The sequence below is a fragment of the Acinetobacter sp. BZX-2 genome (assembly GCF_055179795.1).
This window is the reverse complement of the sequence record NZ_CM143686.1, coordinates 2,624,732-2,638,109: the sequence shown is the minus strand read 5'-3', so window position 1 is coordinate 2,638,109 and position 13,378 is coordinate 2,624,732. Positions and strand designations below refer to the sequence as shown.

Annotated in this window: 9 protein-coding genes and 2 pseudogenes; 6 read left to right on the top strand and 5 right to left on the bottom strand. The window is 38.1% G+C overall.

The annotated features are described in order from the left end of the window. Positions 1–7: 7 nt before the first annotated feature. The 4 genes from ACY45D_RS12395 to ACY45D_RS12380 all read right to left on the bottom strand — a co-directional run bounded on the left by ACY45D_RS12395 (position 8) and on the right by ACY45D_RS12380 (position 1,118). Complete coding sequence (locus ACY45D_RS12395) at positions 8–424, bottom strand: hypothetical protein (protein WP_419329042.1); 417 nt, start codon at positions 422–424, stop codon at positions 8–10. A 51-nt stretch (positions 425–475) separates the two neighbouring features. Further along, a complete protein-coding gene (locus ACY45D_RS12390) occupies positions 476–625 on the bottom strand; it encodes a hypothetical protein (protein WP_419329043.1) in 150 nt (49 codons plus the stop codon). 10 nt (positions 626–635) lie between these two features. Next, complete coding sequence (locus ACY45D_RS12385; RefSeq protein WP_463107021.1) at positions 636–914, bottom strand: hypothetical protein; 279 nt, start codon at positions 912–914, stop codon at positions 636–638. A gap of 66 nt (positions 915–980) precedes the next feature. Continuing rightward, positions 981–1,118, bottom strand: coding sequence for a hypothetical protein (locus ACY45D_RS12380; protein ID WP_463107020.1), 138 nt, complete (start codon positions 1,116–1,118; stop codon positions 981–983). 510 nt (positions 1,119–1,628) lie between these two features. On the opposite strand from ACY45D_RS12380, the gene ACY45D_RS12375 reads away from it, so the two are divergent. From ACY45D_RS12375 to ACY45D_RS12350, 6 genes and pseudogenes are all read left to right on the top strand, one after another. After that, the gene (locus ACY45D_RS12375) at positions 1,629–1,877 is read left to right on the top strand and encodes a hypothetical protein (RefSeq protein ID WP_463107019.1); all 249 of its coding nucleotides are present in this window, start codon (positions 1,629–1,631) and stop codon (positions 1,875–1,877) included. An 88-nt stretch (positions 1,878–1,965) separates the two neighbouring features. Further along, on the top strand, positions 1,966–2,997 hold the full coding sequence (locus ACY45D_RS12370; RefSeq protein ID WP_463107018.1) for a DUF932 domain-containing protein: 1,032 nt from the start codon (positions 1,966–1,968) through the stop codon (positions 2,995–2,997). Between the two features lie 151 nt (positions 2,998–3,148). Continuing rightward, positions 3,149–4,210, top strand: coding sequence for a YqaJ viral recombinase family nuclease (locus ACY45D_RS12365; RefSeq protein WP_463107017.1), 1,062 nt, complete (start codon positions 3,149–3,151; stop codon positions 4,208–4,210). A 195-nt stretch (positions 4,211–4,405) separates the two neighbouring features. After that, positions 4,406–5,322 (top strand): annotated as a pseudogene (locus ACY45D_RS12360) (recombination directionality factor). A gap of 984 nt (positions 5,323–6,306) precedes the next feature. Next, positions 6,307–11,499, top strand: a complete 5,193-nt coding sequence (locus ACY45D_RS12355; RefSeq protein WP_463107016.1) for an AAA domain-containing protein — start codon at positions 6,307–6,309, stop codon at positions 11,497–11,499. A 3-nt stretch (positions 11,500–11,502) separates the two neighbouring features. Further along, entirely contained in the window at positions 11,503–12,879 is a 1,377-nt protein-coding gene (locus ACY45D_RS12350; protein WP_463107015.1) for a hypothetical protein, read from the top strand. 154 nt (positions 12,880–13,033) lie between these two features. Here ACY45D_RS12350 and ACY45D_RS12345 read toward each other — a convergent pair. After that, positions 13,034–13,263, bottom strand: a pseudogene (locus ACY45D_RS12345) (transposase); the annotation flags it as partial. Positions 13,264–13,378 lie beyond the last annotated feature (115 nt).

Below are 13,378 nucleotides of genomic sequence, written 5' to 3'. Positions count from 1 at the left end.
AGTCCTCTTACTGTGATGAAAACTGAGTACGTTGAACATACTTCAGCACGGCTAAACCTTTGACATATAACCATCGGTCATTGCCATTCTCAGCATGATAATCAAAGACTTGATAAGCAAAGTCATCAATATCCATTAACTTTGGCTCTTTTAGGTCTTTACCTTCTCGAATCATGGCATTGAGATCAGCGCTATAAATAAAATACCGTAAACGATCACCTTTGGGGATGATTTGCCATTGTTTGCTAATCGCAACAAAGGCGTTGCAATTGATATTACCCTCACAGCGTTTCACGACGGGTGCATTGGTTGGTGTATTGATCAATGCCATGACCTGATTCATATCTGCATGACAGATTGAACCTATAGATAGGCAGGTAATGACGGCACCTGACCGTAAAACATATTTGATTCTTTTGTTCATTTAAATTAATTCCTAATTATTGTTGTTCGATACATTTTTAATTGAATGATATTACTTAAACATCGAGATTGGCCATACCACGGCTTTGCCTAAGTTATATGCATAGCTTCGATCGGCTGTGGCACTGCATCCCTTTAAATAAACAGAAAACAGCAAGGCAATCACGATATAAATTCCGATCAGATAATTTTTGATTTGCATGGTGCTTCTCCTAAGAAGTTTGACAAGTTTGAGCAGCGCGATACATTTGCTCGCCAAAATCTTGCGGTAGATCAAGACGACTGACATTTTGTTGAGCCAGTTTCTCCATCACAGCGGGGGAATAATGTGCTTCGAGTTTGTCATAGACACAGGAACAGGTAGATCGATCGGTACCACCCGATTGACAACCTGCATTAAAGTCACGTTTAGATTTGCTTTCACAACCTGTTAATACAACAGCTGTGAACAGTGCCAGCCCAAGAATGGGCAGATGATAAAAAACAGTCATGATGATTCTCGCCATAAATAGAACATGAATGGTGTCTGACTTCAAAAGGCGTAGAAATGAAATGATTTACTGAGGAGGCTTATTCCAGCCAGCCAGTTCAACCAACAACCAAAACAGCAACATCATCAGCAAAAAGCCAATGACAGCAGGTCCCAGCCAGATCACTACAGCGATGATTAAAATCAGACGTGCAATGATCTTCATTACCGAAGCAATGTAAAGATACGATTCGGCTGAGTGAGGCGAGATAAAATCGGAATAAAGCGAAATTTTAAGAATAAAGATACAGTCATGATTGACTCCTTTGGCTATAAAGAAGTTCTACCAATTACTGCTAAATAATGGTGGCAGAACGAAAGGGGGTTAGCAGACTGATAGCCAAAGGATCAGCACACCCGAAGGTGTCCCCCTCCCGTTCCACCGCAGAGGGGGCACGCAGGGTCGCCCACCAAAAAGTTAGACTTCTTAGTGTGCTTTGGCTGAACGGTCTGCTAAAACCGACTGACAATGTAGGTCAGCACGCCCATGATAATGCCAAGCCTGATTGGGGTCAATTTCATTTACGGACTAAGCTGTGATAATGAGCTAAAAACAATCAAAAAGAGAATACAAATAATTTCAGATACATAACACCTGAATGAAGAATCGAATCAGATTTCCCTAAGCGCTTGGGAAATACACAACAGATTCATTATTGACCATCAGGAGTTTTTTATGCCGTATCGAGATTTTGATCAAGAAGAAGAAGGGATGTTTCCGCAACGTGGAACCATGAAGCCTATGATGCAAGGTTTAGGTTTAACCAATTCACCGACCACTTTAGCCTTACTGGGCATGTCACTGGCACGCTCTTTGGGCTATTCGCCTTTTATTGGTGGGGTTGCAGGTGCCATGTTGGGTGGTGTGATTCTGGTCATTGCCGAACAAACGCCAAATAACGCACGACCACCTTTTAGCAAATAGCTTGCTCAGCAAGTATTCAGCGCAATCGTAAATATCACATTCATTTTAATTCTAAACCATTCATTATCTTAAATTAGGAATATAGCTTATGGCACACCTTATTGAACAAATGGCCTATGTTGGACAAACCCCTTGGCATGGCTTAGGCAATCAACTCACCCACCACCAGCCGATTGAAGTCTGGGCACAACAGGCAGGCATGGACTGGCGGATTGAATCTTCCGATGTCAGCTACATGGCACAAAACCATCGTGGGCAAAACATCATCATGCCTTATGAAGAACAACGAGTTTTATATCGTTCTGATACCCATGCCCCTTTATCTGTGGTCAGTCAACGTTATCAGGAAGTTCAACCCAAACAAATCCTTGAATTTTATCGCGACCTCACTGAGCAGTCAGGCTTCGAACTCGAAACTGCAGGCGTCCTTAAAGGCGGAAAGAAGTTCTGGGCATTGGCACGCACAGGGCAAACGACAGCACTCAAAGGCAAAGATGTCAGCAATGGCTACATACTCCTCGCCACTGCCTGTGATGGTACACTTGCTACTACAGCGCAATTCACTTCAATCCGTGTTGTGTGTAACAACACCTTAGCTATTGCATTAAAAGGACAGGATGCAAGTCGAGGTGTGGTCAAAGTACCTCACAGCACCAAATTTGATGCAGACAAGATCAAACAACAGTTGGGAATATCTATCCGTGCATGGGATGAACACATGTATGAAATGAAACAACTGAGTCAGCGTAAAGTGACTCAACAAGAAGCGGCTGCCTATTTCGATGCAGTGTTTAATAACAGTAATCTCAGTAATACTGAACAAGATGAACGTTTTATCCAGTTTTATCGTAATGTTGCCAGTTCAACAGAACCGAATAAAACCGAGCCCAATGGACGTGCAATGTCGAAAGTGATGACCATGTTTAATGGGCATGGACGAGGCGCAGAGCTATCCTCAGCTAAGGAAACTGCCTATGGCTTACTGTGTGCCATCACGGAGTTTTCAGATCACGAACGTCGTGCCATGAGCCAAGATCATCGACTCGATTCAGCTTGGTTCGGTGCAGGGGCAGGTTTAAAACAACGAGGATTAGAACAGGCATTGAGAATGATTACTTAAGCTTTAAATGCAAAGTTTCAATAGCCTGTAACTTATTTAGCCTAAGTATCGGCAAGAAAAATATCTAAACTCAACCCATTTTATCTAAAAAAACCACATCTACGGATGTGGTTTTTTTATGCCCAAAATTTAACATCTATAGGAATTTAATATGAATATCGCACTGACCACCGCAACAACATTACCTACAGCAAACATTAACTCACCAGCCACAGCTTTTATTGCACCCAAACTATTTACGGCCAAACGCTTTGTCGATACCCGAAAACTCAGTCAAGCCGAATGGTTGGAAGTCCGTCGCCAAGGTATTGGCAGTAGCGACTGTGCCGCAGCTTGTGGCCTCAATCCTTATATGTCGATGCTGGAATTGTGGATGATTAAGACAGGGCGAATCCAGCAGAACATTGAAGATGAAAGTGAAGGCCATGCACCACTCTATTGGGGTAAACGCCTAGAACCTTTGGTCGCTGAATATTACAGCATGCATACCAACTACAAAGTACGTCGGGTCAATGCGGTACTACAACACCCTGAACCTGATAAACACTTTATGTTAGCCAACTTAGATTACTCCGTGGTCGGTGATGCAGATGTACAGATATTGGAGTGTAAAACCGCTGGAGAACATGGTGCTAAGTTATGGCGAGATGGTGTGCCTCTATATGTGCTCTGTCAAGTTCAACATCAATTGGCAGTGACAGGCAAAAAAGCAGCACATATCTGTGTCCTGATCTGTGGGCATGAAACCCGTATTTTTAAAGTGACCCGTTCTGAATCAGTGATCCAACACATCATCCATGCTGAACGGTACTTTTGGGAATGTGTGGAAAAAGATATTCCACCTGATGCTGATGCGAGTGAATCAGCAGCTAAAGCACTACAACTGCTTTATCCAGAACATATTCCACTGAGTACCACAGATTTATCCGAAGATACCCAAGCCAATCAACAGTTTGAACAACTGATTCAAGCACGACATCAAATTGAAACCAGTCAAGAGACATTCGACCTACTGAAACATCAATTACAAGCCAAGATGCAGCAGGCTGAACGAGCGACTTTTAAAACCGGTTCAGTGACGTGGAAAAAGTCTAAAGACTCAATCTGCTTAGACAGTAAGGCATTACTCAAACAGTATCCTGAATATCTCAATCAATTTCCACAAAACAAACAAGGCTCACGGCGCTTCAACATCTATACAGATGATGATTAAAGCCAATTCAAAGCAACTGTCAATTTAGGGCATATCTGAAAAAAATCGCAAAAACACCCCCGTTCTCTGTAAGCACCGAAGTACTTACAGAGAACCAAAATAGGTGAATTTGCGCTAAAAATATGCATTTGAAAAATAATTGATTTCTACATATCAAACGAAGATTAGTAAAAAATAACTGAAGAGGGCAACAGCATGATTAAAGGTTTAGCGATTACACCACCCATACTCGGTAGAATCAGTATTGGTAAAGTCATTGAAAAAAATGGTAAACGACTCCCTGAACGGGATGACCAGTTTACTATTACCAGTCAAATTCAAGGAAAAAACGGATGGGTGAAACACCCACTTGATGAACAACTCCGAGCCAAAGCACCGAATCAAAACCAAAAACTCAGAACCATTCCAGTGCGGATGATCTTTAATGATCCTGAACTCAACCTCAGAGCAGAATATACTTTATTCGATCGACAAACAGGACGCCCTTTGTGTATTGGTAATGGTGAAACCTGTCAAAGACAAACCAACCAAGGCGTAGAACAACATACATGTCCATCACCTGATGTATGTCCATTAGCACAAGGAGGGAACTGTAAACCCTTTGGACGTTTGCATGTCAATTTAGATGAATCGGATGAACTCGGAACATTCATTTTTAGGACTACAGGCTTTAATAGTATTCGGACTTTGGCAGCACGTTTGTCCTACTACCATGCTGCATCCAATGGTTTGCTTTCATGTCTACCACTGCAATTGACTTTGAGAGGAAAGTCCACCACACAAAGCTATCGTACCCCTGTGTATTACGTGGATCTGACTTTACGTGATGGCATTCATTTACAAGAGGCGATTCAGACTGCGAAAGAGATTGATCAGAAAAGTAAGCTATCTGGTTTTAATCAAACGGCTTTAGATAAAATGGCATGGCAAGGTTATAGCAATGCACGATTTGAGGTGAATTCAGAGGAGGGGCTAGAACGGATAAAGTTGTAGAAGCTGAACAAATACAGACTGGCTCTAAAGCTAAGACAAAGCCTAAATTCAATCAAGGGGATGGGCTTGTGCAGGATATACAGAAAGGTTTACAGCAGAATGTGCGGGCCTTAAATTAAATAGCCAAGTCTGTAATCGTTAATGTATGGATTCCTCTTCGAAAAACAATTTTTAATTTTTTCAATTCGAAATATGATGAGCGTAGGTATATAAAACTATGACTCATCATTTTTTAAAATAGTATTTTTTTGAAAAAAATGGAAATAAAATCAATAAAGAGACGAATTTTTGAGTCTGTTCTTTGTGATAAGGATAAATTGCAAATAAATAATGTGTATTAGGAACCATTCGTCTCAGTTCGATATGTAATCAGAAGCCCAATACCACCAATAAATAATAAAGCAGTAATTTTACGAGCCAAAGCTAACAAATGTTCATTCGTTTTATTGTCAAAAATCATTTCCCTTTTATTAATTAGTTTTATTAAAAATAATTTTTATTTTTTTAGATAAATACATAAGGTAAGTTTAGCGACACATTGTGTCGCTAAAACGATAGGTATACGAGATAAAATCGGAATCAAAAAGGTTTAGTATTAGCTAGGCTTCTGTTAGTGCTATATCTAATAAGAAATAGTTTTCTCTACCAACACTTATAAATATCAGGAATTGTTTAAAAAAATAAACATCATTTTTATGCAGATTTAAATGCTTAATAAAATTATAAAAATGTAGAAAAACTATTTTGAAAATATGGTTACTGAATGTAATATAAGTCTAATTATGAATAGTTCAAGTGAAATACATTTTGCTTGAACCTGTGATTGATTTGGATCGTTTAATTAATGATCTTGTCAGGTTGCTCGGGTGCTACATCTAAATATTGATAAATTTTATTTTAAAAACAATCTTATAATACATAAATAATCTTACGGAGGGCTTATTTGGTCAAACTAGCAACTAAAGAATAAATTCTTACTTTAAGTATTTTTCTATAACACAGTACATATAACATTACTTCATGTTAATAAAAATTTAGCATCAATTGTTGATGCCTATTTTTATGTGCATAAAAAGCAGACATTTTAATTAAGATATTTAAATATGATAGTTACATATCCAGAGACAGGTATATACGAGCACGAACTCACAGCAATTGATCAGATTAAAAAGGTCTTTGATGTAGGTGAGAAAACTAAAAACTGGCGTGCATATGCAGGTTTTGAGTTTATGCATAATGAGGGTAAGAAAGGAATTGACCAACGTAATTCTGAAAAATTTGAATATGACCTTCTAATTATTACTCATGCAAACGTCTTAGTGATTGAGTTTAAAGATTGGAATGGAAAGGAAATCACAAAAGTCGCTGGCAAATGGCATATGGGCAGTGAAGTGAAAGATGCTTGCCCTGTGACTAAAAATAAGAAAAAGATGTTTCTTATCCGAAATAAGCTTTTAGCTAAGGTGAAAGAAAAGCAAAAATTGGGCATTAAGTATCATGCCCAATTTGTCTCACATTTTGTAGTTATGTGTGGTAAAGCAGATTATTCACGCCTACCTAAAGAGGATTTAGAGCACGTTCTTTCGTTAGAAGAATTTAAGCAATTAGCGCATCAACCGACATTTAATAAAGTGTTTAGAAAGGATCTTGAACGTGATGGCCGTATTTATGATATTAAAAAAGAATATCATGCTATTATTGATGAAGTTTTTGCACCTGACCAAATTCAAACACCTACTTTAGTGATTAATAACCATGAACAAGGTGAGTTGATCTTACAACATCCTAAAAAAATCTATAGTGAGTATAAAGCGCATTCGTTAAGCATAGCGGGTGAAAAATCTTTGATGCGTTGTTGGGACTTCAATAAGTTCAAGTTGGTGAACTCAAGAATGATTCAACCGCAACATCGATTCGATCTGATCTGTAATGAGCGACAAGTTTTTCAAAAAATTAAAACCGAAAAACCTGACCTTTACCAAAGCTGTTTGCACCCCATTACAAACCCAAGTTTAGATGACATGACATCTAAATATAACGAGTTGTATGAGCTGCCCGATAACAGCTACCGAGTCAATGAGTTCATTGCTTCATATGCAGCGAAAATGACTGACTCAGAGAAAGTAGATTTATTTCAAATTTTACTTGGTAAATTCAATCACCTCCATCAAATGGGAGTTACCCATGGTGATGTGGGAGATCACAGTGTATGGATATCTTATAAAAAAGAGATATTGCTATCTAATTTTGCGGCCGCAAGTGAACAAACAGATTCTGCTGAAATTGACTCTGAATTGGCCAATGTCTTGCCCTTTTTAAATACAGTTGCCAATCTTCCGAATCTAGACTTAACTGCTGCTCAACGAGATGTATATTGGTTGGGGCAATTGATTCTTCATATCTGGAAGGATAAACGCCTAAGCCCTCGCTCATTGAATAAATTTAGTGCTGAGGAGCGAGATCAAAGCCATTGGCTTGAAAAGATTTTATCTCTTGCCTTAACGGGGAAATATGATGATGCGTGTGCATTGTTTCAGGACTTCTTAGCAAAAAAACCTGTTGAGCAAGTGAGCTATGAACTTGATGATAATGTTCTGAGCTCTTTCTCAAAGGATACGAATCCTTTGGCTACCTATCCTATTTTGGTTGCGCCATTAGAAGCTAACCAGAATTTTACACTTTATGCATCAGGCGAATATTTAGTTAAAGCATGGATGGGTAAGGTTGCATCTGCAATGACCACTTACCAAAAGAGTAGTTTTAAGCGATTCTTTGAACTACTTAAAATGACACAAACTCTTAATCTGCCGTTTCTTCCTCATGTTGAGGATTTTGGTTTATCGACGAGCATGGCAGCCGCATATCTGGTGACAGAAACGGTAAAGGGGAAATCTTGGTCAAAGGTTGCTGTGGACTTAACCGATGATGAAAAAAATGAGCTTACACTTCAGTTTTTACATTCTCTGAAAAAATTCCATGAGCATGGCTATCACCATGGAAATTTAGATGGTGAAAAGATTATGGTGGATCAAACAGACTTTAAAGTTATTTTTAATGATTGTTTCCATGCTGAAGCACCTCAGCCTGATCCATCTAATGGCTACTTCCCATTGGATATCGAAGATCCAACGGCAATCCAATGTGATAATTATGCTGCATTGAAACTCATTGCTGGTTTATATGATATACCCCTAAAAACAAATGATGCTGCTTCGATTGATTCGAATTTAACGTGGTTGTATGAAGCGTTGAATAAAGAGATGTTAGAAGAAGCAAGTGTGCGCTATATCGATAACACGCGCTTTATTGAAGCATTTGAATGTAAGGGTGCTATTGCGAAAGAAGCCCCTAAGATTAAGATTTATACGAGCAGGGTTGATTCTGCTTTTACGATTTATCCTGAAAATGGCAAGGTTTATATTCAACTGGAAACTGCAAATGAAGGGGATATTCGGCTTACTCTTCATGGGATTAATGGCATGTTTAAAGGGTTTTATAAGCCTCATGAAAATCGAATAATTTTCCTTGATTTCGTTAAACAACAAGACTTATGGTGGAAAGCAAGTAAGGATGCATGCCTCACGTTAGATGTTAGTATTGAAGTGCATCCCACATCTGGTATGAGTAGACGTGACAATATTGATGAGTTAAATGCCTTCCTGTCCAAAGATCGAAGTTTCATTGATGCCATTGCTGAGTTTAGGCATGTACAGTTGCAAAAGATCAAGGAGCAAAAAGAAGCATTTAATGCTCAAAAAGAAGTAGATGCGTTACCAGCGATAGAAAACCTAGATGCCGTTGCTAATGTGCATAATACTGCACCAATGCTTGTTCAGCGCCATAATGAAAACTTAATTGAAATTACTACTCAGGAGCTGTGGCGAAAAGTAATGGAGACTGAACGGCATGCCCATCCTACGATTAATTTGTCAGAGCCGTTGAAAACTGTTGAAAATAAGCATCATCATAATTCCAAGAGTGTTATTGCTTATTATGATTCTGCCGAGGATGTAACTGCTAAATTCTCGAAGACTGATAAAGTCGAAGTAATGTGCACTAAAGAAATGGGAAGTGGCAGAGATTTTATCTTTAGTATTGGTGTAGTAAATATTGCACAATCTAAAGTCGGAGAGTTGTGGATTGATTTTTGTAAAAAAACGAAAGAAGTCTCTAGAGAGGCTACATTATTTCTACAAAGTAAGGCTGATAAGTCATCTAATCGAAAACGTGCTGATGCTCTGAACAACATTCTTAGAAATAAAGCAGTCATTGGAAATCTTGTTAATTATTTTGAACCTTCATTAGTGCTTGAAGCTAAGGATTACGGGATCGAAGTATCGGATGAAGAGCTTGATCACTATAATGAAGTGGATGAAGAAAGTGACGTGCTCAAAAAATCCCTTAATCCATTGCAACGTGAAGCTTTCCGTAATGTTCTTAAGTATGGACCTGTATCGTTATTAAAGGGACCGCCGGGAACAGGTAAAACTGAATTTATATCAATATTGGCGCACTATCTCTATGACAAACAAAGTGTATCCAATATTTTGATTGTTAGTCAGTCACACGAGGCTGTAAACACGAGTGTTGAACGTATACGTAAGCTATGTGCAAAATATAAAACACCATTAAGTATTGCTCGAATCAGCAATAAAGAAAGCGCAGTGTCCCCTGAGTTAAAAGATGTTTATACGGGATCGATTATTACGAGCCAAAAAGAGTTGTTTAAATCTAACATCAAGGAAAGAGTAATTGAGCTTGCCGGTGATTTATCACTTGAAGAAGAGTATTTAGAGGATCTCTTTGAGCTAAGAGCCTCTATCTTAAGTACTCTTATATCGACCTATCAAGCAATTGACCATGATGATGTTGATCAAAAGTTTAGTTTTTCATTGGATGAGTATAAGCAGGCCTTTATATCTGCAATGAATAAGCTAAAGAACATGTATTGGGTTAATCAAGACTTTTTGGATCAACTTGAATATTACATCCATCATAAGGATATATCTGTATTAAACCAGCTCAGTAAGATCGATCAAATTTCATTTGAGGCATTCAATCAATACTATGGTGTATCGAATGAGGAGGGTCTTAAAGCCAAAGCTCTGATTAAAATCGCTCTAGATTATGAGCCATTGATTGAAAGCCAAAATGCCAACTATGAAAGTTTCTTGGTTAAGACTCGACAATTGGTTTGTGGCACATGTGTTGGTGTGGGACAGCAAAATATTGGAATTGCCAATCATAAATTTGACTGGGTAATTATTGATGAAGCAGCGCGTTCGATTCCTTCAGAATTAGCTATTGCGATGCAGTCAGGGACTCGTATTTTGTTGGTGGGAGATCAGGATCAGCTTCCCCCTCTTTATTCGAGTGAGCATAAAAAGGCTTTAGCTCGACAACTTAAGATCTCAGATGAGGACTTAGAAGATAAGTTGCAAAGTGATTTTGGCCGTATTTTTGATTCACATTACGGGCAGAAGGCTAGTGCTGAATTACTGTCACAATATCGTATGAGTCCAAGTATTGGTGCATTGGTTTCTGATTGCTTTTATGATGGGAAACTTGTAACTGAGGTGGTTGACTCACGTGGTAAGAGTGAAGTAGAACTAGAGAAAATTATATTAAAACGTATTGTCCCAAATATTTATGAATCTCAAATCGCAACGGAATTAAATTCTACCGTTACTTGGGTAGATACAGGTAATGCTGAGCATTTCAGATTAGAGAAAGGCAGCAGTATTTATAATCCGCATGAAGTTACCGAAATCATCAAGTTTCTTCAGCGGATTGACCAAGACAAGTCATTGTTAAGCAAATTGGTGCCAGAGCCTGACTCCCTTAAAGAGCCAGCTATTGGTGTGATTTGTACTTATGCTGAGCAAAAACATCAGTTAAGAAAAGCCTTCTCTATGTGCGATGTGTCTGATGAACTGAGATCAATTGTGCATATTGATACGGTGGATAGCTATCAAGGTAAACAAAATCAGATCATTATTCTCTCGGTGACGCGAAATGATCCAACTAAATTTCCTGCATTCTTGAAATCACCGAATCGCGTGAACGTTGCTTTATCTCGGGCTATGGATCGACTGGTAATTTTTGGTGCAGAAGAGATGTGGCAAGGAGTTAACAGTAAATTACCTTTAGGCCGAGTACTAAATTATATCAAGAGTCGTGAAAATCAGACTTCAGAATACAAATGGGTGTCAAAACGCGCAGCTCGCAAAGTAGTACAGACTAATCCGCCAAATCATATAAAAAGAACTCAGAAGACTCGTCAGGAAGAGGTGTAACACATGGAGAATTCACTAAGAACCTATCATGACGTTGATGTCACTTTACCATCTCAACAATTTAATGTGGTGTTTAGCTACACAACAATGGACACCTTGGATTTTATTGATTCCATGGTGTTACGGTTATTAGTTATTGCACCTTTGCCTGCTGAAAGAATAGCTCGTTTTTTAGGCCTATCTAACTATGAAACAGATGTTCTATTAACAAGCTTATTAAATAGAGAGCAGATACAAAATCTTGAGGACGGTCGATTTTCACTTACAAAGCAACTTGAGAAAGCTTTTTCAGATGTTTGTGCAGTCCCATATGTTAGTAAAATTGAGGACAACATTCAGAAGATGAGTTTTGAGATGATTGGCTTGAATCCCGAACCAGTGAATCCTAATGCATCTGACAATGGGACAAATTCAATTAAATTAGAAGCTTCCAACGAATATCTTTCTAATAGTGAATCTTTGGTGAGCAAAGAATTCCAGAAAAACTTTCGCTTCTATTTCAGTCAAGAACTGGTTAAGTTGAACATGTCTGTGGAAGAGAAAAAGTTACAGTTGTATAAAATGAGCAAAGTTGAAAAATTGCGAGACCATTCTCGTCGTTTTACTTTGCCTTTGACGCTCGATGATAACTGCATGCCAATAGAGATCAGTGATTTCAATCACATGGAAAATTCTGACAAGATCCTTGACTCGCTTTATGCTGCTCTTAGAGTGGCTAAGAATTCGCCAAATATTGATAGTATAGTAAAAGCACTCAATGAGTTGGATATGGAGGATGTATTTGGTATTGAAGCAGTTTTTAGTGAGAATAAGCTCAATTTAGACCGTTTATTAAGTTTAAAACACAAATCTAATGAATATTTTATCGGGCCCATTTATTCTAAGGAAAATTCTGACCTGTTTTTTAAAACGATCAAGCAATTTCAGAACCAAAATAGGGATGATAGGCAGCTATACTGGCTAGCCCCAACTGATGACTTCTGGGGTAAATCAGATAGATTTAGTGATTTTATTGATCGCTTATCAACTACTGAAATTACCAAAAACTTTAAATGCTTTTTACCTGTGGGTTTTAAGAACGATAAACAGTCAATAGGAAATTATAAAAAGCAAATTACAGCTCAGGCAGGAGCAACTCACTTTCTGACATTTAGGGAAAGTAGTATGGCTTTTGATGGTAACTTCGAGCTTTTGGTTATGAAGGACTCTTTTTGTGCTTTGATTATTCACATCAGAGACTCTTCAACTAATTTTTTAACAACAGTGCCAGTTGGAATTCTTATCAAAAATAAGGCAGTTGCTCAGACGTTTTATAAGCTTTTTGAAGATATTGAAAATGATGATGAAGCCTTTTTTGGTTTGTTGAATCCTAAACGGTAAATAGACATTAGAAAAAGCTAGCAGATTTGCTAGCTTTTTTATGTTGATATTTGAAAAATTACAGCTCGTACATTCTTTGTTAACGTAGATTTTATTTATCTTAAAAACTCAATTCCTTAGCTGACAATTTATTGCGCAAAAATTTGATGCTTTAAATAAAGCCCGTTACCATACATAGAGAAAGACGAAATAAGGATTTAATCATTAAATAGCATTGGATGGTTGTATGTGGATATGTTTGATTTCGACCATGTTTGCCTTTTGGTTGAGCGTACCTTTGAGTTTTGGGATCAAACCAAATGGCATATTTCATAAATTAATGAGGGTCCGGTTATATGTAGACCAATTAGTTGTATGGTAGTTTTTAGATGCGGGTTTCATCATTCGGAAATTATATTGCTAAATCCGATCGTACAAACAGCTTTGTGCAACACAGCTCAAAGATGCATTACTTAGAAATTTTATAATTTGCTAAGGAGGAGATAGTTAATCCTAAGAA

Coding starts and splice junctions, on each gene's coding strand:
- ACY45D_RS12395 (WP_419329042.1), bottom strand. CDS start 424: ATGAACAAAAGAATCAAATATGTTTTACGGTCAGGTGCCGTCATTACC.
- ACY45D_RS12390 (WP_419329043.1), bottom strand. CDS start 625: ATGCAAATCAAAAATTATCTGATCGGAATTTATATCGTGATTGCCTTG.
- ACY45D_RS12385 (WP_463107021.1), bottom strand. CDS start 914: ATGACTGTTTTTTATCATCTGCCCATTCTTGGGCTGGCACTGTTCACA.
- ACY45D_RS12380 (WP_463107020.1), bottom strand. CDS start 1,118: ATGAAGATCATTGCACGTCTGATTTTAATCATCGCTGTAGTGATCTGG.
- ACY45D_RS12375 (WP_463107019.1), top strand. CDS start 1,629: ATGCCGTATCGAGATTTTGATCAAGAAGAAGAAGGGATGTTTCCGCAA.
- ACY45D_RS12370 (WP_463107018.1), top strand. CDS start 1,966: ATGGCACACCTTATTGAACAAATGGCCTATGTTGGACAAACCCCTTGG.
- ACY45D_RS12365 (WP_463107017.1), top strand. CDS start 3,149: ATGAATATCGCACTGACCACCGCAACAACATTACCTACAGCAAACATT.
- ACY45D_RS12355 (WP_463107016.1), top strand. CDS start 6,307: ATGATAGTTACATATCCAGAGACAGGTATATACGAGCACGAACTCACA.
- ACY45D_RS12350 (WP_463107015.1), top strand. CDS start 11,503: ATGGAGAATTCACTAAGAACCTATCATGACGTTGATGTCACTTTACCA.